Here is a 23348-nt window from a genome sequence, read left to right as displayed (position 1 = left end):
GCGTATGTGGTTTACTCGAATCAGTGTGAAATACCCCGTTTTTACTATTATGATGATGATCAGCTTAATGGTACTGGGGCTGGCCTCTTGGAAACGGATGACCGTTGAAGAGTTTCCGAACATCGATTTCCCATTCGTTGTAGTCACTACGCAATATGCTGGTGCTTCACCTGAAGCTGTAGAATCAGATATTACAAAAAAACTCGAAGATCAGATCAATACAATTTCAGGGATTAAACAAATCACTTCACGTTCAAGTGAAGGCTTTTCAATGATTGTGGCAGAGTTTAACCTCGATACGTCATCAGCTCTTGCAGCACAAGATGTTCGTGACAAAATTGCACCCGTTACAGCCCAATTCCGTGATGAAATTGATACACCGATTGTACAACGCTACGACCCCTCTTCTAGCCCGATCATGTCAGTTGTATTTGAATCAAACAGCATGAGTTTGGCTCAATTAAGTTCGTATGTCGATAAACGTATCGTGCCTCAACTTAAAACTGTATCTGGTGTCGGTAATGTGAATTTATTGGGGGATGCCAAACGGCAAATACGAATAAAAATTCTTCCTGAGCAGCTGCAAAGTTACGGCATTGGCATTGATCAGGTCATCAATACGCTAAAAAATGAAAATATTGAAGTTCCCGCAGGAACCTTACAACAGAAGAATTCTGAACTGGTTGTACAGATTCAATCAAAGGTTATTCATCCGCTTGCATTTGGCGACTTGGTAATTGCCAATAAAAATGGTTCACCAATTTTTCTAAAACAAGTTGCAACTGTTGAAGATACACAAGCTGAACTACAATCAAGTGCATTTTATAATGGAAGAACAGCGGTCTCTATTGATATTCTAAAAAGTTCCGATGCCAATGTAATTCAGGTTGTCGATAAAACCTACCAAACTTTAGAGAAATTAAAAACACAAATGCCTGCTGGTCTAAATTACAAAGTTGTGGCCGACAGCTCTAAAGGAATTCGTGCTTCAATTAAAGATGTGACCCGCACCATTATTGAAGGTGCTGCCTTAGCAGTTTTAATTGTTCTATTATTTTTAGGCTCTTTTCGATCTACAGTCATTACAGGCTTAACCTTACCAATTACTCTGCTAGGAACCCTAACATTCATCTGGGCATTTGGTTTTAGCATTAATATGATGACGCTATTAGCCCTATCACTCAGTATTGGTCTCTTAATTGATGACGCAATTGTTGTTCGGGAAAATATTGTAAGACATACTGAACTGGGCAAAGATCATGTCACTGCTGCCCTAGAAGGCACAAAAGAAATTGGTTTAGCCGTACTCGCAACCACACTGACTATTGTGGCCGTATTTTTACCTGTTGCCTTCATGGGCGGACTGATTGGGCGTTTCTTTTATCAATTTGGCGTAACGGTTAGTACAGCCGTTTTAATTTCAATGTTTATTAGTTTTACGCTCGATCCAATGCTTTCTGCCCATTGGAAAGATCCAGTCAAGAAAAAAGATAGTTGGCTACAACGCCTTTTTAACCATATTTCTAATGTGTTAGATCGACTTACCCATGTTTATGAAAAGCTCTTAAAGTTGGCCTTACGTTTCCGTTTTATCACGGTCATTATTGCAATTGCTTCATTATTTGCTGCATTAGGACTTTCTAAACTCATTGGAACTGAATTTGTACCTACTCCAGATAAAGGTGAAATTCGCATTCAGTTCGAAACTCCTGTAGATGCTTCTTTGGAATATACCCAAGCAAAACTACATCAAGTTGATCAGATTATTAGACAATTCCCTGATGTCGTTTCTACTTATGGTGTGGTTAACAGTGAAGTAGACTCAGGTAAAAACCATGCAGGTTTAGGTGTTACCTTAAAGCCGAAACAACAGCGGAATAAGGATCTTAATACGCTCAATAATGAATTCCGTGATCGTTTGCAAACTGTAGCGGGCATTCGAGTTACATCTGTTGCAGCGGCACAAGATTCTGTCTCGGGTGGGCAAAAGCCAATCATGATTTCTATTAAAGGGACAGACTTAAATGAACTACAAAAAATTTCAGATCGTTTTATCGCTGAAATGGAAAAAATTAAAGGTGTCGTAGATTTAGAAAGTTCACTGAAAGAACCGAAACCAACTCTGGGGGTTCATATTAATCGTGTACTGGCAAGTGATTTGGGTTTGTCTGTTTCTCAGATTGCGAACGCGATTCGCCCATTAATTGCTGGCGATAACGTAACGACTTGGGAAGATCGCGATGGTGAAACTTATGACGTTAATGTTCGTTTAAATGAAAATAAACGTATGCTTCCGCAAGATGTGCAGAACCTGTATCTCAACTCTAATAAAACCAATGCAGCTGGGCAAAATATATTAGTTCCACTTAGCGCAGTTGCAACAACCGAAGAAAAACTCGGTGCTTCACAAATTAACCGACGCGATCTTGAGCGTGAAGTACTCATTGAGGCAAATACATCTGGGCGACCTAGTGGTGATATTGGTCAAGACATCGATAAAATGCAAAAGGCATTTAAGCTACCTGCTGGCTATACGTTTGATACTCAAGGTGCCAATGCTGATATGGCCGAATCTGCTGGATATGCATTAACAGCAATTACCCTATCAATTGTATTTATCTATATTGTTTTAGGCTCTCAGTTTAATAGCTTTATTCATCCAGCGGCAATTATGACCTCTTTACCATTGTCACTCATTGGCGTTTTTCTTGCCCTCTTCTTGTTCAAAAGTACCCTGAACCTTTTTTCAATTATTGGCATTATCATGTTGATGGGGCTGGTTACCAAAAATGCGATTTTGCTTATCGATTTTATTAAGAAAGCAATGGATCAGGGTATAAGCCGTTATGATGCAATTTTACAAGCGGGCAAAACCCGTTTACGTCCCATCTTAATGACGACAAGCGCCATGGTGATGGGGATGGTTCCCTTAGCTTTAGGTCTTGGCGAAGGCGGTGAGCAAAGCGCACCAATGGCTCACGCTGTGATTGGAGGAGTGATTACCTCTACCCTGTTGACTCTTGTGGTTGTACCCGTCATTTTCACTTATCTAGATGACTTGAAAAACTTTATGCTGCGTCAAACTCGACGATTCATGTCATAATGCAGCGATTATCGTATAATCTGCGTTTTTATAACGCTTAACTTTTAGGACTTTTTCCATGCGCGCAAGCCGCTTTTTATTTGCAACGTTGAGAGAAACCCCAAATGATGCTGAAGTGATTTCACACCAGCTCATGTTACGTGCGGGGATGATTCGTAAATTGGCATCTGGTTTATATACATGGCTGCCGATGGGAACACGTGTGCTTAAAAAAGTAGATGCGATTGTTCGTGAAGAAATGAACCGCTCAGGCGCAATGGAAGTATTCATGCCCGTGACTCAACCCGCAAGTCTTTGGGAAGAATCGGGTCGATATGAACAATATGGTCCTGAATTATTACGCTTTAAAGATCGTCATGCGAACCCATTTGTACTCGGGCCAACGCATGAAGAAGTTATTACAGATATGGCGCGTAACGAACTTAAAAGTTATAAGCAGCTTCCTGTAAATTTCTACCAAATTCAAACCAAATTCCGTGATGAAATTCGTCCCCGTTTTGGTGTAATGCGTTCACGTGAGTTCATTATGAAAGATGCTTATTCTTTCCATGCAACTCAAGAATCACTACAAGAAACTTATGATGTGATGTACGACACCTATAGCCGTATTTTCACTCGCTTAGGTTTAGATTTCCGTCCAGTACAAGCCGATACAGGTTCTATTGGTGGTTCAGCTTCACACGAGTTCCATGTATTAGCTGCAAGTGGTGAAGATGACATCGCATTTTCAACTGAATCTGACTATGCAGCGAACGTTGAAATGGCTGAGGCTGTTTTAGTCGGTGAACGTGCAGCACCGGCACAAGAATTTAAATTGGTTGAAACACCAAATCAAAAAACGATTGATGACGTCTGTCAGTTCTTAAATGCTGATCCGAAGCAATCTGTTAAAGCATTATTGGTTCAAGGCGTTGCTGACGAAAAAGGTCAGGTTCCTGTCGTTGCTCTATTTGTACGTGGCGACCACGAACTGAATGAAATTAAAGCCGAGAAGCATCCTTTAGTGGCTGCGCCTCTTACTTTTGCAACTGAAGAACAACTTCAAGCATTTGGTTTAACTGCTGGCTTTACAGGTCCACAAGGTTTAGTCGAAAAAGGCTTAACTGTAATTGTTGACCGCGCTGCATCTGTTCTTTCAGACTTCGTTGCTGGTGCAAATGAAACTGATAAACATGCAGTAGGCGTAAACTGGGAACGTGATGCGCAAATTACCGAAGTTTTTGACTTACGTAATGTGGTTGAAGGCGACCCATCTCCAGATGGTAAAGGCACGCTACAAATTAAACGTGGTATTGAAGTAGGTCATATTTTCCAACTTGGGACTAAATACTCTGAAGCTTTAGGCTGTAAAGTCTTAGGTGAAGATGGCAAACCATTTACTGTAACAATGGGATGCTACGGTATCGGGGTAACACGTGTAGTTGCAGCTGCAATTGAACAAAATTACGATGACAAAGGCATTATGTGGCCACAAGCCATTGCACCTTTTGAGATTGCAATTGTCCCAATGAATGCACACAAATCACCACGTACTCTTGAAGCAGCAGAAGCACTTTATGCAGAACTTCAAGCTCAAGGTTTTGATGTGTTGCTTGATGACCGTAACGAACGTCCGGGGGTTAAGTTCTCTGACCTTGAATTGATGGGCATTCCACACCGTATTGTGATTGGTGAAAAAGGCCTTGATGCTGGTACTTTTGAATATAAAGGCCGTCGTGATGCTGAAGCGAGCAATTTAACTAAAGAAGATCTTTTAGCTAAATTAGCGCGTTAATTACATACATAAATAAAAAAAAGCAGCTTTTAAAAGCTGCTTTTTTTTAACTCAATTTTATGCTTGAACTGTTAAATCTTTGATGTTCGTTGATGAACCATTGGTTTTAATAGACTCAATTCCTTTATCTCGTGAAGCTTCGCTCGCATAGAACTGACTCGTGCCAATAATCTGATGATTTGCAGCTTTTAAATTGAAATAAGGTTTTCCATTCTTTGCAGTTAAACGCTCATATCGGGCGTCATCACCACTGTTTTTCTGAATTGATTCAATACCATTTACAGCAGAAGCTTTTGCTTTATATAGCTCACTATTTAAAATAGGTTCACCATTTCCTGCCTTTAAAATAAAGCGGTATTGTCCATCACTCGCTTGTGAAATTTCGTACCATCCTGCCATAAAAACCTCATTTTTTTGTTGGTGTGGGTATGACTTTCGTTATTATTCTGGACGAAAGTTATTTGTTATTTATGACAATATAAAGGGGCAATCATTCCTTGAATAGCCCATTTTTTATACTTTTTCGTAATAAAATTATAATGATGTTAGAAATTTAAAAAGTAGAGATATAAGTGTATACCTCTACTGAAATGTAATTAAAATTAACAGTTTAAGCTTTTTTTACAAATTCAGACTTAAGCTTCATCTGCCCAATACCATCAATTTTACAATCAATATTGTGACCATCACTTGCATCTGGAACTAAGCGAATTGTTTTTACTTTAGTTCCCACTTTCACAACCGATGACGAACCTTTAATTTTTAGATCTTTAATAACAGTTACGCTGTCACCGTCTGCTAAAACATTGCCGTTTGCATCTTTAATAATTTCTTGTTCTTCAGATGCTGAAACTTCACCCTCTTTCCACTCATTCGAGCATTCAGGACAAATCAATAATTCGCCATCTTGGTAAGTATATTCTGATTGGCATTTTGGACAATTAGGCAAAGACATGAAAAAAACCTCAAAAAGTATATTATGCGAGATATGACTCATTTTTTAAAGTTTTATATAAAAGACTTTTACCAAAAAAAAATTTATATATTCACTTTAATTTATTGTTCAATAAATATTCCTTCAAAATAATTGCATGGTTATTTTCAAGATCTTTTGCTGAATATAAGAGCGTGACTTTATGCTTCGATGCGATCTCGTGTAATTCTTTAACTGCTAAGTTGGTCTCAAGTTCTTTTAAATAACGCTGTTTAAATTCTTGCCAATGGTCCGGCGTTGCTGCATGAAACCATTTCCGAAGTTCATTTGAAGGAGCCACTTCTTTTAGCCACAAATCTAAATGCGCATTTTCCTTACTAATTCCCCTACTCCACAGGCGGTCAACTAAAATACGCTTTCCATCACTAGGGTCAACATTTTCATAAATTCTTTTAATGTGTATATCCATTTCTGACACCTACTCAGCTTAATCTAAATAGTATTGGCTTAATCATCACATTGATTTGCCTACCTGTACAATTTGAATCTTTTGCTCTAAATATTGTCTAAATTTGCCATTATTCATTAATTCAGGCATACAAATTGCTTTTGAATTCTTCATTATTTTATCAAATGGTAAAAAATGAAATATTATATTTATCCATGTTCATCTCAAGAAGATGCCCCTTATTTGATTTTGTCATCTGGGTTAGGTGGCCATGCTAGTTTTTGGAGTCCACAACTCGAATCGTTAAGTGCACATTTCAACGTCGTGACTTATGACCAAGAAGGTTGCCACCAAGACAGTGCTTTATTACCTGCACATTACCATATGTGTGACATGGCGAATCAAGTACTACATTTATTAGAACATCTTCAAATTCATGAGTTCCATATGATCGGGCATGCTTTGGGTGGCATCATAGGAATGGAACTCGCAAAACAACTACAATCTAGCTCAATTACCATGCTCAGCCTTACACTGATTAATGCGTGGGATGAGTTAGATACCCATACGCAAAAATGTTTTGATGCCCGTATTGCATTGTTAGCATCAGCAGGCGCTGAAGCCTATGTGCGTGCACAGGCATTGTTTTTGTATCCTCCAGCATGGATTTCTCAGAATCATAGTCACATTAAAAATACCGAAGATATTCAACTCCAAAACTTTCCACCTAAGACAAATGTATTTGCCCGCCTCAAAGCGTTGATGGATTTCCAATTACAAGTAGAGCACGTACAAGCATTGCAAGACACCGATATTCATATTGTTGCTAATCAAGATGATTTTTTAGTTCCAGTACATAAATCACATAGTCTGTTTACTCAACTTGATCATGCTCAAATCAATATTTTGCCTTCTGGTGCACATGCTTCCACAGTGACCGAATCTCAACGACTAAATCAAACGTTCATCCAATTTTTCCATAGCATTAAGGTTTTATCATGAATAAACAAACATTAAATATTTTAGATCAACTCTTTTTAGAAGCCAGAACCCACAGCAATTGGTTAGACAAAGCCGTCAGCCCTAAGCAAATTCAACAAATTTATGATCTGGCCAAAATGGCACCGACTTCTGCCAATTGTAGTCCTGCTCGTTTTGTATTTTTAACCACACCGGAAGCTAAACAAAAACTCAAGCCAGCATTGTCGTCTGGCAATATAGAAAAGACGATGACAGCTCCTGTCACTGTTTTGGTTGCAACCGATACAAAATTTTATGAAAAATTGCCCAAATTATTTCCCTACGCCGATGCAAAATCTTGGTTTACATCAAGTGAAGCAATGGCACACGAAACTGCTTTTCGTAACAGCTCTTTGCAGGCAGCCTATTTGATTATGGCTTGTCGTAGCTTAGGACTAGATACAGGTCCTATGTCTGGCTTCGATGCGAAACAAGTGGATGAACTGTTTTTTGCACATACCCATCACCATGTTAATCTGATAATTAATATTGGTTATGGAGATAATCAAAAGGTTTATAAGCGCTTGCCACGTTTAAGCTTTGAAGATACATGCAAAATTGAATAGCTCATTCACTTCTTTTTTTAAATTTTAAAAACTGCCTGCTCTAAACATGCAGTTTTTTTTATTTCCAAAATTGATCAAAAGATACGCAATGGAGCACTTTGGACTTATCATGGTGCATAAATGCCATATTTTTTACCATTTGATAAATTTTATACCAAACAATATATTCAAGTTACTAATAAATATTAATTTTAATAAGTTGGCACATAGTATGCATTATTAAAAACACAAAACGAGACACCGGAAATTTAAAGCTTTATATATTTTCGGTGTGATCTTACAAACTCATGATGGGGATTCCATATGAAGATCGGCATCTTTACTCCAATTGGAAATAATGGCTGGTTGCTTTCTGAGAACGCACCGCAATATAAACCGAGTTTTGAACTCAACAAACAGATTGTTCAACGCGCTGAACATTATGGTTTTGACTTTGCTTTATCCATGATCAAATTACGTGGTTTCGGCGGAAAAACTGAATTTTGGGACTATAACTTAGAAACATTTACGCTTATGGCTGGCCTAGCAGCTGTCACCAGTAAAATTAAAATTTATGCAACCGCAGCAACCTTAGTCATGCCCCCTGCAATTGTTGCACGCATGGCATCAACAATTGACTCGATTTCAAATGGTCGCTTTGGGCTAAATGTTGTGACAGGATGGCAAGCACCTGAATATACCCAAATGAATATGTGGCCTGGGGATGAGTACTTCGGCAAACGTTATGAGTACTTATCAGAATATGTCGAAATTTTAAGAGAGCTTTGGGCAACAGGAAAATCTGACTTTAAAGGCGAGTTTTTCCAAATGGAAGATTGCCAAGTTAAACCTAGGCCTCAAGCAGATATGAAAATTATTTGTGCAGGTCAATCTGAAAGTGGACTTGCCTTTTCTGCAAAATATGCAGACTACAACTTTGTATTTGGAAAAGGGCTAAACACGCCAACAGCATATGCAGAAATCAATGACCGTCTAAAAGCACACACCGATAAAACTGGACGCAATGTTCAAACCTATGTGCTGTTTATGGTCATTGCCGCACAAACAAATGAAGAAGCAATGGCAAAGTGGCAGCACTACAACGATGGTGCAGATCTGGAGGCTATCAACTGGCTCACGAACCAAGGCAATAAAGATAAAAAATCAGGTAATGACACCAATATTAGACAAATGGCATCCAGCGTTTCTCCCGTCAATATCAACATGGGAACTCTGGTTGGTTCTTATGAAAAGGTTGCTGAAATGTTAGATGAAATTTCTAGCATTGAAGGTACTGAAGGCATTTTACTGACCTTTGATGATTTTGTACAAGGTGTTGAAGATTTTGGCCAACGTATCCAACCTCTAATGGCATGTCGTAAACATATTGAAATTGAGGTTGAACCTTCTTCTAGCTTGAATATTTTGGAGAAAACGGCATGAGCAGTGTTACCTCTAATATCGTGTGTGCCGATTTCACTGCACAAATTGGGACGGGCAAAGTATTAAAAGCTGAACCAGAAGCTATTCAGCTTGCCCCTGAACAAACTGCACTGATCGTGATTGATATGCAAAATGCTTATACATCTTTAGGTGGATACCTAGATTTAGCAGGTTTTGATGTCTCAAAGACTAAACCTGTAGTCGAAAATATTAAAAAGGCGATCGATGCTGCACATAGTGCAGGGATTCAAGTCATCTATTTTCAAAATGGTTGGGATAAGAACTACGTCGAGGCTGGTGGTTTAGGTTCACCAAATTTTCATAAATCTAATGCCTTAAAAACCATGCGTAAACGGCCCGAGTTACAAGGTCAACTTTTATCTAAAGGCGGCTGGGACTTTGCCTTAATTGATGAGTTACAACCTCTTCCACAAGACATCATTATTGAAAAGTCACGCTACAGCGGTTTCTTCAACACTGCACTCGACAGCATTTTACGTGCTCGAGGTATTCGTAATTTAGTCTTCGTTGGCATTGCGACTAATGTCTGCGTTGAATCCACCTTACGTGATGGTTTCTTTTTGGAATATTTCGGTGTTGCACTTAAAGATGCTTGCTATCAAGCCGGACCTCAAGAGGCTCACGACGCTGCCTTATATAACATCAAGACTTTCTTTGGTTGGGTATCTGATACCAATTCTTTTATAGAAAGCTTTCAAACAACACCAGAATTGCTCAGTAAATCGGCATAAACATCGCGCCTAAAATATTTCAAAAAAGACGCCTAAATGAGGATAAAGAATATGCCAAAACAAGTTGTTATTCCTGAAGGAACCTCGGCTCCTCTAGCCCCTTATGTACCTGCAACTAAAGCCGACAATATTGTTTATGTTTCAGGAACTCTAGCTTTTGATGAAAATAATACAGTGGTCTACGTAGGTGATGCTGCTGGTCAAACTCGCCATATTTTAGAAACTATAAAAAAGGTAATCGAAACTGCTGGCGGTTCAATGGACGATGTGACCTTCAATTCAATTTTTATTAAAGATTGGGCAGATTATGCGTCGATCAATACAGTTTATGCAGAATATTTTCCAGGCGATAAGCCTGCCCGTTTCTGTATTCAAACAGGATTGGTCAAGCCAGATGCATTAGTTGAGATTGCATCAATTGCCCACGTGGGATGAAGGATGGCAACAATTAAACCAACTCAAATCAGGTATAACACAATGTATTAGCCTCGATTCGTCATGAAAAAAGGTATCGGGGCCGGAGACCAATCATGCAAAAATGTAATAAAAAAAATGCTTCAGACTTATTATTATCTACATCTCATATCCAACCCAGTTCTATACATTTAGAAATTAATCAGGATATTTTTAGACAAGGAATGGCAAATCTTGGAGCAGCAGTCAATGTTATTACAACAGAAGGCCCTGCTGGACAGGCTGGTTTTACTGCATCGGCAGTATGCAGTGTAACCGATACACCACCAACTCTATTAGTTTGCCTGAATCGCTCAGCATCAGTTTTTAATACTTTTAAACAGAATGAGGTGCTTTGCGTCAATACTTTAGCTGCCCATCAAAGTACGCTATCTACAATATTCGGCGGGAAAACACCAATGCCAGAACGTTTTACTCATGGAGAGTGGAGCAAATTAATTACAGGTTCTCCAATTTTAAACGAAGCCTTGGTGTCATTTGATTGTCAAATTGTACAAAGTATGAGCATCGGTAGCCATGATGTCTTGTTTTGTGAAGTAAAAGCAATGCGTCATCAAAGTGGACTTAACGCACTGATGTATTTCAACCGCAGTTATTGCGAATTACAAACAGCATGTTAATGCAGATAAAAAAATGAAAAAGAGGATCTGTTATGCGAACAAAAGAACCATGGTTTCCTAAATTTACGCCTTATACAGGTAATTTAGAAACACCTGTGCAGCTTGATGAATATCTTCCACCAGGCAAAAGTATGATTTTGGGGCTACAGCATGCCTTTGCCATGTTTGGAGCAACCGTTTTAGCACCATTGTTGATGGGTTTTGATCCAAACCTCACTATTTTTATAACGGGCATCGGTACAATCCTATTCTTTTTAATCACGGGTGGCCGCATGCCAAGCTACCTTGGTTCAAGCTTTGCATTTATTGGAGCAGTCGCAGCAGCAACAGGCTACACAGGTGTAGGAGCAAACCCAAACATTGCATTAGCTCTTGGAGGAACCATAATTTGTGGTTTGATCTATGCACTCATCGGTTTAGTGGTCATGAAAACTGGAACTGCATGGATTGAACGGTTCATGCCGCCAATTGTCACTGGGGTTATCGTCATGATTATTGGTTTAAATCTTGCACCTGTAACAATTAAAAGCGTTTCGACAAATAGCTTTGATACATGGATGGCTGTTCTTACTATTTTATGTATTAGTACAGTTGCAGTTTTTACACGAGGCATGATTCGCCGCCTTCTATTACTCATCGGGCTAGTCAGTGCTTATTTTATTTACTTTCTACTTACCAATCTCTTAGGGTTAGGTAAACCAATTGATTTTAGTGTGATCAATCAAGCAGCATGGTTTGGTCTACCTACTTTTCATTCCCCTGTTTTTAATACCAATGCTATTTTACTGATTGCACCTGTCGCGATTATTCTATTGGCTGAAAACTTAGGACATTTCAAAGCTGTTTCTGCCATGACAGGGCGTAATCTATCTCCATATATGGGTCGTGCTTTTTTTGCCGATGGTATTTGTACAAGTTTATCAGCTTCTGTTGGTGGTACAGGCATGACGACTTATGCTGAAAATATAGGAGTAATGGCTGTAACTAAAGTCTATTCAACGACTATTTTTGTGGTTGCAGGACTATTTGCAATTCTACTCGGTCTATCCCCTAAATTTGGAGCAATTATTAGTACCATCCCTGTTGCCTTATTAGGCGGCGCCTCGATTGTAGTATTTGGTCTGATTACTGTTGCGGGTGCAAAAATCTGGATCGATAACAAAGTTGATTTTACTAAAAATAGTACGCTAATTATTGCGGCAGTCAGCTTAATTATGGGCGCTGGAAATTTCAGTCTACATATTGGGCCATTTGACTTAGGAGGTATTGGAACTGCGACACTTGCAGCAATTGTTCTTAACCTATTACTCAATCGTACAGAAGCAACAGGAACTAATGCTGTAGAGAAACCTGTGGAGTCTCTTAACCATGTACCACATATCTAAATCAGGAGATATCCATTGATTCAAAGTGTTTCCTTTATTGGTTTAGGAGCGATGGGGTGGCATATGGCATCTCATCTTACAAAAGTATCTCGTCAGGTTTATGTATGGAATCGCAACTTCGAAAAAGCAAAACAACATCAACAGACTTTTGCTACAAGAGCAGTGAGTCTGCAACAAGCTGTACAGGCCGATATTATTTTCTCATGTCTGCCCACGAGTCAAAATGTAGAAAATCTGCTTGAAAGCTGCTCACCAAAGCAAGGTAGTATCTGGATAGACTGTACAAGTGGGGTACCCGACATAGCCAAAAGACTTAATCAACAACTCAAGCATCAAGGTGTGGATTATTTAGATGCTCCCGTTTCTGGGCAGACTATAGGTGCCGAACGTGGGACATTGACAGTGATGGTTGGGGGAAATCAGATCTCCTTTGAAAAAGCTCGCCCAATTATTCAAGCTTTTGCAGGTTTAATTGAATATGTCGGTGACAGTGGTTCAGCATTTGCAGTAAAGGCCGTAAATAATACTTTAATGGCAACCCATTTGTGGGCACTTGCAGAAGGACTCTGTGTACTAAAAGCTCATGGGGTTAACTTACATTCAGCTATAAATTGCATTAATCACTCCAGTGGAAAAAGCAATATTTCAGAAAATATTATGGCTCAACGTGTTCTAAGCAGAAAGTTTGATAAAACCTTTGCTCTAAATTTATTGCAAAAAGATATTGATATTGCAATAGATTTGATCACAGCAAGTAACTTAGATCTCCCCACCTTAAATCTGATTCAACAACAGTTTAACCAGATACATAAAACCGATGCTCAAAACATAGATTTTTCTGCTGTAGTTAAAATATTGGAACAACACAATCAATTAGAACTATATTGAAATATCAAAAAAGCATGGCTATAGCCCTGCTTTTTTATTTCTCATTAATCGTTTTATTGATCAGGAATATCCGCTTCTATTAACAAAGTCAGTAAAGATAAGGATTCTTGCCATCCCAAATAGCATGCTTCCACAGGGATAACTTCAGGTATGCCTTCTTGTGTAATGTATACTTCTGTACCTACTAATACCGTTTTTAATGTAATAGTGACTTGCATGGTTCCCGGTAAATTTGGATCATCAAACTGATCGTTATACCGAATTAACTCATTAGGAATTAACTCAACATAGGTTCCACCAAAAGCGTGAGTTGACCCTGTCGAAAAATTGGTAAAACTCATTTTATATGAACCACCAACATTTGCATCAAAACTATGGACCTTTGCAGTAAAGCCATGAGGTGGTAACCACTTTACTAAAGCATCTGGATCTAAAAATGCACGATAGACACGCTCGGCTGGAGCCTTAAACACGCGATGAAATTTTACTGTTCCTGTTGCCATCATATTCTCCTTATTTTAATTTCCTTAAAATTATTGAAATTATGTTTATTAGCTTAAACCTTCCGATTTATTCGAACGTATATTTTTGGTGTTTTTTAAAACAAAAAGCGATCTTCAGGAGAAAATCAAATTACGAAAACTATGGCTGATTTTTTAGTAAAAATGGAGCAAAATAGTCAGCAATCATAAAGAAACATATTGAATTTGGGATTAATCATGAGTCTGCTTGCTTTCTCCTCATATGCTTTAAACGGCGTAGATGCACAAAAGTTTTTACAAGGCCAAGTTACTGTAGATACAGAACGTTTAGCTGAAAATGAAACTCGCTATACAGCCATTTGTGACCTTAAAGGTCGTATTCATTTTGGCTTATGGTTAAAAAAGATTAATGCGGAAAGTTTTGAAATTGTAGTTGCTCAAGATCAAGCAGAAGAGTTTGCCAAACATATTAAAAAGTTTGGTGCTTTTTCGAAAATGGCCTTAAGTGAACAAGGCACTGTTTTTCCAAAAATTGCAGGTCATCAAACTGAGTTCTCTACCGTAGAAACAGATATCTCTGAATGGCAAAAACAAGCGATTCTTTCTGGTCAAGCTTGGATTACACAGGCAACTGAACATGAATTCCAACCACAAGAATTGCGTTTACATCAACGTGAAGGTGTCAATTACGACAAGGGCTGTTACCTAGGTCAAGAAATCGTGGCACGTCTTTGGTTTAAGGCTAAACCTAAACATTGGTTACATGTAGTACAAGGCATTGGTGAAGTACCTGCGGCGAAAGCTCAACTCCATAACGATGTTGAAGTGGTCAATAGTGTTGCAAATGATGAGGGCTATCTTGCTTTGGTCGTTGCTAAACCCGCAGCCCTTGAAGAGCTAGGCCTTAAAATTCTAGATTTACCAGAAGCCTTAAGCGGTGATGTTGCTAGACCACAATAGCTAATTTTATAGTTAGTTAAAAGCCCACCTTTAACATCGTGGGCTTTTTAATAGATACAAAATACTAATGAATTCATTAAATTAGAACGTCAATTTTTTAAGTTTTATATGCCATCATTAACCCTGTTGAAATTAAAGAGAAAAAAGATGAAGACTAAACTTGCTACACTCATGTTGAGTTTGGCTATTTTCGGTTCTGCTCATGCTGACGTTAAAACACTTGAACAAAATCTTAAGACAAATTATCCCGATTTGCCTGTAAAGGGTATTTTTCAATCTCCTGTACAAGGCATTTATGAAGTGTATACAAGCGGTCGTATTGTCTATACCAACCAAGATGCCAAATATTTCTTCGTAGGTAATTTAGTCGACATTAAACAACAAAAAAATATGACTGATGAACGAATTGCTGAATTGGGTAAGATTGATGTTAAAAGCTTACCGCTCAATCAAGCGATTAAATATGTAAAAGGAAAAGGCGAACGCACCATCTACATCTTTAGCGATCCAGATTGCCCGTATTGCCAACACTTAGAACAAAATATGGTTGGGGTTGATAACGTAACGGTATATGTTTTCCTTTACCCTCTGACCAGTTTGCATCCAAACGCCGAAAAAGTATCAACTCAAATCTGGTGCTCAAAAAATCCGGCAGAAGCTTGGACAAACTATATGCTTAACCGTAAGTTACCTACGACCAGCAAAACTTGTTCAACTCCAATTCAGAAAAATATAGCTTTAGGTAGTAAATTAAATATTGATGGAACACCGACTTTGTTCTTGCAAGATGGTCAAAGAATTTCGGGTGTACCAAGTGATGCTAAACAAATTGAAGCATTACTCAAGTCAGCAAAATAATACAGATAGCCATTTTGAACTTTGTCAGAGTGGCTATTATTTTCTCCACAATTTGCCCAAAGTGCAGTGCTTTATATACAAATCGGCTGTTTACTTTCAGCGTTCAAGATTTATGATGAAAACTTGAAACTATTGAATGCATCAATGGATTGATGTAGCTACGAAGTAAAAGGTTAAAAAGAAATGAAGAAATTACTAATCGCAAGCCTAATCACCCTTTCAAGTGCATCAATTTTTGCGGCAGATAACACTACGACTGCTGCTAAAACAGATGCTTTTAAACAAGTTGAACAACTCTATGCAGCAAAAAATTATCCAGCTGCATTTCAGGAAATGCAACGCCTAGCTCAAACGGGTAATGCTCAAGCAATCTATAACTTAGGTTATATGACTCAAATGGGGCAAGGCACAGCAAAAGATTCGTCTAAAGCTATTAAATATTATGAAGATGCCTCAAATAAAGGTTATGCACAAGCGAGTTATACACTTGCGCAAATCTATGAGACAGGTGAACTAGGAGTTACCAAAGATAGCAACAAATTCAGTCAATATATTCAAAAGGCATCAGCTCAAGGTTCTGATGATGCGACTGTAAAAATTGCTACGATTTTATTTGCTCAGAAAAAACCACAGTCTCATCAAATTGCCCTGCAAAAGTTAGCGCCTTTAATTAGAAAAGGCAACTACCCTGCGATTCAGGTCAAAGCGCTTTATGATATTAGCCAAGGTGTGGAAAATAAAAACCCACTCATGAAACGTCAAGGCATTGAATCTTTACAATCAATTGCGCAAAAAGGTTATGCACCAGCGTCTATGGCTTTAGCGACCATGATGGCCAATGGCAATATCATTCCGCAAAATTTGCCACAGGCTAAAAAGATTTTTACTGAGTTAGCTAACCAAAATGTTCCCAATGCTAGAGAATCTTTAGCTTCAGTTGATAAAATTATTGCAGAAAAAAGTAAACAACCAGCCACTACTCCTGCACAGCCAGCCCCGAAAAAATAGTGAATGATTTAAGCCCCGCGAGGGGCTTTTTAATTTACCACCACAAAGCGATAAGTCCGCTCACCCCAATAAAGCCAACAACGGTACTAATCATTAAAGGTGTTAAGGCCTTTTCATTTAGGCCATATGCTTGTCCAAAAATTCCAAAAGCAATTGGCATTGGTAAAGCAGCAATTAACGTTCCTGCGTAAAGCATTTCACGGCTTACATTGGGAGTTATTAAAAAAAGCGCAAAAATAACAGATGGCATTAAGATGACTTTAAATGTCGCCAATAAAACACTTTGCATGTTTACTGTTGTGATTCCAATCCCAACTAAACTGCCGCCAATTGCAAACAAAGCCAAAGGTGATGCCGTGCGCCCAAGTAACTCTAAAGACTGATCAAGCATGGTAGGAAGATTAACATCTAAAAGGATACATCCCATGCCAACCAAAATAGCAATAATCACTGGATTCTTTAGTAAATTTAAAAAGGTTTGTTTTAACAGCGGTAAAAGATTTTGTTGTTGATGTAACCCAGCCTCGGCCAAAATCAGCATGAGTACCACAATCAATAAATTTTCAATGATTAAGGTTAAAGAAATATAGATTGCTGCATGGTTGCCAATCAACATGGTCAAAATAGCAGTTCCCATAAATCCAGTATTGGACATAGAAGCGCCCATCGCGATTACGGCGCTATGGGTTAAACTATTTTTAAAATATTTTCGATAGAGAATAAAAGCCAAGAAAAATAAAATTAAAGAGCCACCGCCATAAGCAATAAAATAGGCAGGATGCCAAATATCTTGTAAATTTTTATTTGCCAAAGAATGAATTAAAAAGGTGGGTAAGGAAATTTTAATTACAAATGCACTAAGTGCCTTGATCTGTTCAGGCGTTACCAATTTGATGAGGACACAAACATAGCCCATCAATAGCAATATCAAGATAGGTAAAATAACCTGAAAAACCACCGCCCACCCTCACTCATCTAAAGAAAAACGGGCAAAGATGACTTTGCCCGATACAGTTAAAAAGAATTAAAAAGCTGTTTTACCCCATGAGGTTGGCAACGTAAATATTGAGGCGCAATTTTAACTTCCGCACCTAAAGCCGCTGCTGCATGCCAAGGCCATCGTGGGTCATATAACATTGCACGAGCAAGACCAATGGCATCAGCTTGCTGATTTTCCAAAATTTGTTCGGCATGTTCTGGCTCAGTAATTAGCCCTACAGCAATGACTGGAATAGACACATGCTTTTTGACTTGTTCAGCAAATGGAACTTGGTAGCCAGCTCCAATCTGAATAGATTGATGCTCATGCAAACCACCACTAGACACGTGCACATAGGCTGCACCCAACTGCTCTAAAGCTTTTGATAAACCAACTGTAGATTCAACATCCCAGTGTTCTACACCATCCAACCAATCGGTAGCAGACAATCTAACTCCTACTGGATAACCATCTGGAACAGCGAGTTTAATTGCCTGAAGAACCTCAAGTGTCATGCGCATACGGTTTTCTAAAGAACCGCCATATTCATCAGTACGCTGATTCGCAATTGGCGATAAGAATTGATGTAACAAGTAACCATGCGCACCATGCACTTCAATTAACTCAAAGCCAGCTTCTACAGCACGTTTTGCTGCTGCTGCAAAGTCTTGTTGAACTTGTTTAATCTCAGCAATGGTCAAAGCATGGGGCGCTGCATCATGCACTGAAAAGGTACTTTCACTTGGAGCAACCGTTTGCCAACCATGTGGCTGATCTTTTGCAATTTGCCCTTTGCCTAACCACGGTTTTTCAGTAGAAGCCTTACGACCTGCATGTGCTAACTGAATTCCAAATGGCATCGGTGAAAGTGTGCGAACCTTACCCAATAACGTTTTGATTTGGTCACGTTGCTGATCATTCCAAAGTCCAAGGTCAGCATAACTAATACGTCCCTCAGCTTGTACAGCCGTCGCCTCTACAATACAAAGCCCTGCACCAGACAACGCATAATTTGCCCATTGCTGCTCATGCCAATAGGTCACTTCACCGTCATCTGTTGCCGAATATTGGCACATTGGGGCAATTACAATTCTATTGACCAGTTGTAGTGAACCAAAGTTAACCGTTTCAAATAATTTTGCCATTTTTAATTCCTAGAATTGCTTAATTACACGTAAACCTGCGCTCCAGTTACGTCCATCCGCTGGCTCAAAGTAGCGTCCATTACCGTCATTTACGATCACTGAACCTGCATAGTTTTTATCAAACAGGTTATCAACACGGGCAAAGCTATTTACTTTCCAATCGCCCATCACCCATGCATAACCAACGTTAGCTGAGGTTACACTGTAGCTTGGCGCTGCGTCACTATTGGTATCATTCACGTATACTTTATCCATATACTGTATATCTACACCACCATATAAACCGTGCGTAGGTTGCCAAGCCAAAGATGCGTAAGCCTGATTTTTAGCAATACCCGGTATCGCATTCCCTGATGGAATTTGAGTAACACTTCCTGAGGCTGGAATATCAGCATCAAAGGTTGCATCTAAATATGTATAGCTAGCAGTTGCAGTTAAATCTCGCCACAGTTTTTTATTCCATGCAAACTCGACACCTTCACGTAAAGTTTTATCTGCATTACGGAACGTTGAACGGCCGTTAGAATTCCCTGCTGAAACAATGTCATCTTTAGTTTTAGTCTGGAAAACTGCCAAAGTAAAATCACCCAAATGATTCTGTGACTTTAAGCCTGTTTCATAGGTATCGCTTGTTGATGCTGTTAAATCAAAATTAAAACCACTTTCCCCATCTGGACGATATGCCATTTCAGTAAATGTCGGTGTTTCAAAACCTTTGGCATAACTCACATACGCCATAAGTTCAGGTAAAATTTGCCAGCTTAAAGCAGCAGAAGGTAAAACTTTATTGTAATCGGTTTTATCACTATCGTCGCCATTGCTCAAATAATGATCTTCCGACTTATAGTGGACATTACTGTAACGTACGCCCGTATCTAAACGCCATGTTGGTAAGAACTGCCATGAAGCTTGTAAATAGGGATCAATATTCCACAAAGTATTATCTTCTTCGCGGCGTAAATTACCTTTAACACCATAAGAAGGCTGACCGTTTACTAAGTTAAAGTTTTCAAAGCCTTTGCGATCTTCATCCATTGCATCGAGTGCAACACCGACACTCAGAGTAGTATTCGGCAATAGTTCTTTACCCGTCCAACGGAAGTCAGCGCCATAATAATTACGCTCAAAATCAATTACCCCACCAGCATGATTTATACTGGCATCTTGTGTCGACTTAGGGATAGATTGATATTGTGTCACTTGGCGATTGCCTAAATATGCCATCGCATAAAGTTCATTTTTATCATTAATTGGCTTAGACCACGTCACGCCCGTTTGGGTTTGCTCAATATCTTTACGAACATTAAATTGCTTTAAAAAAGGCACTTGTTGTTTTGGATTAGCATTCCACTGATCACGAGTTAGACCCTGCGGATCATCTGCATGGATTTTTACATAGTTGGTCACCCAGTTGATTTTACTACCATCATCAAGATTCCAACTGAGCTTTGCATTGTTTAATACTTTTTCTGCACCGCTATGTTCTCGGTAACCATCGGTATCGAAATATGATGAGCTAATAACATAACTTGGTTCATTCGCACCCTTTGCACCACCTTGTAGCACAAGCCCAGCTCGGCTTTTATCGTGGCTACCACCCGAGTAACTCAGCTCAATCGAGTCTTTACCCTGTCCTTCTTTTGTAGACGTTAAAATCGTTCCACCAGATGAGTTTCCATAAAGCGAAGAAAAAGGGCCTGTTAGTACTTCGACATGGTCCAGACTACTTAAATCAATATTAGAGGTTTGGCCTTGTCCATCTGGCATCGTTGCCGGAATACCATCAACATACAGACGAATACCTCGAACACCAAAAGTAGAACGTGCACCAAAACCACGCATGGAGAGCTGTAAATCTTGCGCATAATTTTCACGATTACGAATCTGTAAACTCGGTATGCCTTTCACAACTTCAGTTAAATTTACTTGTGAAGAAGTATCAACTTGAGGCGCATCTATTCGAAAAACCGAAGCTGGTGTTTGCAAATAAGTTGTATCTGTACGGGTTGCTTCAACATGTAAAGTTGGCAATACCGTAATGTCTTGAGCTAAGTCATCTGCCCAAACAAGTGGGCTAGAAATACAGCCCATACTCATCAAAATACAGTAATGAAGTCGGTCTAAGCGTAATAAGGACATGCTTATTTCCTTTATTTATATTGTAGTTATGATAACAAAAAGTAGTGTCTTGTCTGGATATTGAATTCGCTCTGCATTGTTATAAATCTAGAACAGCCTTTTCGATATCTGAAAATTGATTTCCAAATTTGAATTAACGGCTTAAAGATGGATGATCTTTCCAGCAATAGCGCTCCGGCCAATCTTTTGCTTCTTCGGCATAGTCAATTCCAATACGTGGAGTCATCACCACTTCAGGCTGCGTTGATGCCGCTTCAATCCATAGCCCAGATTCTTCACCTAAAGTCTGGCCTTTTAAAGACCGATCAATGCCTAGATAGCGTGTCAGTTTGCCGGGTCCAGCTAAAAGCTTATATTCTTTTTTGGTTGAAGCCCCACATAAAAATGCAGAACGAATCATCACCCCTTCAGGAATTCCTTCCGTTTGAGTAATTAGATTGAGCATTTCATACATGCCATAAATTAAATAGACATAAATCGTGCCACCTGAACCATACATCACATCAGTTCGAGCTGTACGTTTATCATTATAGCTATGGCAGGCTTTATCCCGAATTCCTAAATAAGCTTCCGTTTCGGTAATCGTACACCGAACAACGTGTCCATCAGCTTGTCGCTTACATAGCACGCATCCAACTAAATCACGAGCAACCTGTGAAGTTTCACGTTGAAACCAGCTTAATGGTAAAATATCTGACATAGTAATCTCTGAAATACTACATACCACACGATATACTTGATTATTCCAGTATATCTGTTAATTCTGCGAGTTGGCATGCCTGAGTTACCCGAAGTCGAAACAACTAAAACCAGTTTATTTCCTCTATTGAATCAAAAAGTTCTAAGTGTGGAAGTACGTAACCCAAGCTTACGCTGGGCAATACCTGATGATGTTCAAAAACTTGTTGGGCAACGTCTTATTGGATTAAATCGCCGCTCAAAATATATCTTGGCAGAGTTCGAACAAGATCAAATGCTTTGGCATTTAGGAATGTCAGGAAGCTTCCGTTTATGCAATCCTCAAGATGAATTACGAAAACATGATCACTTCATTATTCTCTTTGAAGAACATGAATTACGTTACCACGACCCACGTCGTTTTGGCTGCATTCTCTGGCTAAACCCTGAAACACAAGGGAAGTTAATTGATACTTTAGGGCCGGAACCTTTAACTAATGACTTCAATGCAGAATATTTAGCTTCAAAACTTAAAAATAAATCAGTCGGCATAAAAATTGCACTTATGGATAATCATGTTGTGGTTGGCGTAGGCAATATCTATGCAACTGAAAGTTTATTTAATGTCGGGATTCACCCAGCTCAGCCTGCTACTGACCTAAATTTCCAGCAGATAGAAAAACTCGTGGTCGAAATCAAACGTATTTTAAAATCAGCGATTGATTTAGGTGGTTCAACTTTACGGGACTACAGCAATGCTATGGGCGAAAATGGTTATTTCCAGCAAACCCTTTTGGCTTATGGACGCGCTGGAGAAATGTGCATTAATTGTGAGACTACATTAGAAAATCTTAAACTCGGCCAACGCGCTAGTGTATTTTGTCCACAGTGCCAGCCCCTCAAAAAGCCCAATAAGCTCTAATTTTCAGAGGAAGATAAAATGCAAACAGCAATCGTCCGCCATATTCTGGTCAAAGATAAAGACTTAGCTGAACAGCTAAAAAAGAAGCTACAAAATGGCGCTGACTTTGCCAAAATTGCCAAGCAATATTCAACGTGTAACTCAGCAAAACGCGGTGGTGAGCTTGGTGAAGTAAAAAAAGGGCAACTGGTACCTGTTATTGATAAAATCGTTTTTACAGCCGCTGAACGCGTACTGCAAGGTCCAATAAAGAGTCAGTTTGGCTATCATCTTTTAGAAGTTAAATTCAGAATGGGCAGTTTACGTTGATTCCATTATATTAATTATAGTTTTCAAAACTTTGAGCCTGCGCATTCAGTTGGTATGTCCAGGCTTTAATCTGTTCGCCTGACTCAAGCTTTACATCCGTGACGACACGCTGATATTGAAATCCTTCAAAATCATCAAGCATTTTCCAGTTTTCTTCCAGCTTTTCTGTACTAAACACATAGCCTTCAACCCAATCGGCTTTGGGATCTAAAACAATTGCAGTTAATCCTTTATCTGGCCCCCAATCTAAAATATGAATCACGCCTCGCAAGCTGGCTTTTGTCCAACTGCCGCCAATCTGCTCTAAAATATGAGCATTGGCTTTATTTGGGCATAAGGTTCCATATACAAAAAGTTGATTCATTTATTTATACCCCTTTTACAATATGCGTAGCTGAGCTTATTGGTAGCTTTTCAATTTTATCAATATCTTCAGTCCAATATAAAATACTTAGTCATAAAAAACGGCACCTTTAGTACCG

The 23348-nt window shown here is 39.0% G+C and carries 24 protein-coding genes and 1 pseudogene; 16 read left to right on the top strand and 9 right to left on the bottom strand.

The annotated features are described in order from the left end of the window. Positions 1-4 precede the first annotated feature (4 nt). Both KTH84_RS14950 and KTH84_RS14945 read left to right on the top strand, forming a co-directional pair. The gene (locus KTH84_RS14950; RefSeq protein ID WP_262473914.1) at positions 5-3103 is read left to right on the top strand and encodes an efflux RND transporter permease subunit; all 3099 of its coding nucleotides are present in this window, start codon (positions 5-7) and stop codon (positions 3101-3103) included. 58 nt (positions 3104-3161) lie between these two features. Further along, a complete protein-coding gene (locus tag KTH84_RS14945) occupies positions 3162-4877 on the top strand; it encodes a proline--tRNA ligase (RefSeq protein ID WP_202743454.1) in 1716 nt (571 codons plus the stop codon). Between the two features lie 57 nt (positions 4878-4934). Here KTH84_RS14945 and KTH84_RS14940 read toward each other — a convergent pair whose 3' ends face one another. The 3 genes from KTH84_RS14940 to KTH84_RS14930 all read right to left on the bottom strand — a co-directional run bounded on the left by KTH84_RS14940 (position 4935) and on the right by KTH84_RS14930 (position 6280). Beyond that, on the bottom strand, positions 4935-5276 hold the full coding sequence (locus tag KTH84_RS14940; protein WP_042897435.1) for a YegP family protein: 342 nt from the start codon (positions 5274-5276) through the stop codon (positions 4935-4937). A 211-nt stretch (positions 5277-5487) separates the two neighbouring features. After that, on the bottom strand, positions 5488-5832 hold the full coding sequence (locus KTH84_RS14935) for a zinc ribbon domain-containing protein YjdM (RefSeq protein WP_042897436.1): 345 nt from the start codon (positions 5830-5832) through the stop codon (positions 5488-5490). Between the two features lie 91 nt (positions 5833-5923). After that, positions 5924-6280 carry a DUF488 domain-containing protein gene (locus tag KTH84_RS14930; RefSeq protein WP_262473910.1) on the bottom strand — a complete coding sequence of 119 codons (357 nt, stop codon included), beginning with the start codon at positions 6278-6280 and terminating at the stop codon, positions 5924-5926. A gap of 174 nt (positions 6281-6454) precedes the next feature. Here KTH84_RS14930 and rutD point away from each other — a divergent pair, with 174 nt between their 5' ends. From rutD to KTH84_RS14890, 8 genes are all read left to right on the top strand, one after another. Continuing rightward, complete coding sequence (gene rutD, locus KTH84_RS14925) at positions 6455-7261, top strand: pyrimidine utilization protein D (RefSeq protein WP_262473908.1); 807 nt, start codon at positions 6455-6457, stop codon at positions 7259-7261. Beyond that, the gene (locus KTH84_RS14920; RefSeq protein ID WP_262473906.1) at positions 7258-7845 is read left to right on the top strand and encodes a malonic semialdehyde reductase; all 588 of its coding nucleotides are present in this window, start codon (positions 7258-7260) and stop codon (positions 7843-7845) included. Before rutD ends, KTH84_RS14920 begins: the two co-directional genes overlap by 4 nt. 303 nt (positions 7846-8148) lie before the next feature. Next, a complete protein-coding gene (gene rutA / locus KTH84_RS14915) occupies positions 8149-9267 on the top strand; it encodes a pyrimidine utilization protein A (protein WP_133971906.1) in 1119 nt (372 codons plus the stop codon). Next, complete coding sequence (gene rutB / locus KTH84_RS14910) at positions 9264-10019, top strand: pyrimidine utilization protein B (protein ID WP_262473904.1); 756 nt, start codon at positions 9264-9266, stop codon at positions 10017-10019. The genes rutA and rutB overlap by 4 nt, the downstream gene beginning before the upstream one ends. Positions 10020-10070: 51 nt before the next feature. Further along, positions 10071-10454 (top strand): pyrimidine utilization protein C, encoded by a 384-nt coding sequence (gene rutC, locus KTH84_RS14905; RefSeq protein WP_133971902.1) that lies wholly within the window; start codon positions 10071-10073, stop codon positions 10452-10454. 95 nt (positions 10455-10549) lie between these two features. Then, positions 10550-11113 carry an NADH-dependent FMN reductase RutF gene (gene rutF / locus KTH84_RS14900; RefSeq protein WP_262473900.1) on the top strand — a complete coding sequence of 188 codons (564 nt, stop codon included), beginning with the start codon at positions 10550-10552 and terminating at the stop codon, positions 11111-11113. 32 nt (positions 11114-11145) lie between these two features. Beyond that, positions 11146-12498 carry a pyrimidine utilization transport protein G gene (gene rutG / locus KTH84_RS14895; protein WP_262473898.1) on the top strand — a complete coding sequence of 451 codons (1353 nt, stop codon included), beginning with the start codon at positions 11146-11148 and terminating at the stop codon, positions 12496-12498. A 15-nt stretch (positions 12499-12513) separates the two neighbouring features. Next, complete coding sequence (locus tag KTH84_RS14890; RefSeq protein ID WP_262473896.1) at positions 12514-13386, top strand: NAD(P)-dependent oxidoreductase; 873 nt, start codon at positions 12514-12516, stop codon at positions 13384-13386. Positions 13387-13439: 53 nt separating this feature from the next. Here KTH84_RS14890 and KTH84_RS14885 read toward each other — a convergent pair whose 3' ends face one another. Continuing rightward, positions 13440-13892 (bottom strand): SRPBCC family protein, encoded by a 453-nt coding sequence (locus KTH84_RS14885; RefSeq protein ID WP_262473894.1) that lies wholly within the window; start codon positions 13890-13892, stop codon positions 13440-13442. A gap of 38 nt (positions 13893-13930) precedes the next feature. On the opposite strand from KTH84_RS14885, the pseudogene KTH84_RS14880 reads away from it, so the two are divergent. From KTH84_RS14880 to KTH84_RS14865, 4 genes and pseudogenes are all read left to right on the top strand, one after another. Continuing rightward, a pseudogene (locus KTH84_RS14880) lies at positions 13931-14046 on the top strand (hypothetical protein). 59 nt (positions 14047-14105) lie between these two features. Further along, on the top strand, positions 14106-14828 hold the full coding sequence (locus KTH84_RS14875) for a YgfZ/GcvT domain-containing protein (RefSeq protein ID WP_262473892.1): 723 nt from the start codon (positions 14106-14108) through the stop codon (positions 14826-14828). 147 nt (positions 14829-14975) lie between these two features. Next, on the top strand, positions 14976-15686 hold the full coding sequence (locus tag KTH84_RS14870; RefSeq protein ID WP_262473890.1) for a DsbC family protein: 711 nt from the start codon (positions 14976-14978) through the stop codon (positions 15684-15686). A gap of 183 nt (positions 15687-15869) precedes the next feature. Then, positions 15870-16694: a tetratricopeptide repeat protein gene (locus KTH84_RS14865; protein WP_262473888.1), complete on the top strand. Its 825-nt coding sequence runs from the start codon at positions 15870-15872 to the stop codon at positions 16692-16694. A 34-nt stretch (positions 16695-16728) separates the two neighbouring features. On the opposite strand, the gene KTH84_RS14860 is transcribed toward KTH84_RS14865, so the two are convergent. From KTH84_RS14860 to KTH84_RS14845, 4 genes are all read right to left on the bottom strand, one after another. Then, positions 16729-17652 carry an AEC family transporter gene (locus KTH84_RS14860; RefSeq protein ID WP_262473886.1) on the bottom strand — a complete coding sequence of 308 codons (924 nt, stop codon included), beginning with the start codon at positions 17650-17652 and terminating at the stop codon, positions 16729-16731. 56 nt (positions 17653-17708) lie between these two features. After that, positions 17709-18818, bottom strand: a complete 1110-nt coding sequence (locus tag KTH84_RS14855; protein WP_133971885.1) for an NADH:flavin oxidoreductase/NADH oxidase — start codon at positions 18816-18818, stop codon at positions 17709-17711. Between the two features lie 9 nt (positions 18819-18827). Continuing rightward, entirely contained in the window at positions 18828-20957 is a 2130-nt protein-coding gene (locus KTH84_RS14850) for a TonB-dependent receptor (RefSeq protein ID WP_262473884.1), read from the bottom strand. A gap of 133 nt (positions 20958-21090) precedes the next feature. Beyond that, positions 21091-21657: a DNA-3-methyladenine glycosylase gene (locus KTH84_RS14845; protein WP_262473883.1), complete on the bottom strand. Its 567-nt coding sequence runs from the start codon at positions 21655-21657 to the stop codon at positions 21091-21093. Between the two features lie 75 nt (positions 21658-21732). On the opposite strand from KTH84_RS14845, the gene mutM reads away from it, so the two are divergent. Both mutM and KTH84_RS14835 read left to right on the top strand, forming a co-directional pair. Then, positions 21733-22557, top strand: coding sequence for a bifunctional DNA-formamidopyrimidine glycosylase/DNA-(apurinic or apyrimidinic site) lyase (gene mutM, locus KTH84_RS14840; protein WP_262473881.1), 825 nt, complete (start codon positions 21733-21735; stop codon positions 22555-22557). Positions 22558-22575: 18 nt separating this feature from the next. Beyond that, a complete protein-coding gene (locus tag KTH84_RS14835; protein WP_042897457.1) occupies positions 22576-22866 on the top strand; it encodes a peptidylprolyl isomerase in 291 nt (96 codons plus the stop codon). Between the two features lie 10 nt (positions 22867-22876). On the opposite strand, the gene KTH84_RS14830 is transcribed toward KTH84_RS14835, so the two are convergent. Then, positions 22877-23230, bottom strand: a complete 354-nt coding sequence (locus KTH84_RS14830) for a gamma-glutamylcyclotransferase family protein (RefSeq protein ID WP_262473880.1) — start codon at positions 23228-23230, stop codon at positions 22877-22879. Positions 23231-23348: the final 118 nt, after the last annotated feature.

This window comes from Acinetobacter sp. WU_MDCI_Abxb74 (assembly GCF_025513915.1).
GTDB lineage: Bacteria > Pseudomonadota > Gammaproteobacteria > Pseudomonadales > Moraxellaceae > Acinetobacter > Acinetobacter calcoaceticus_C.
The sequence above is the reverse complement of the archived record's forward strand: the minus strand, read 5'-3'. Positions and strand labels throughout refer to the sequence as shown.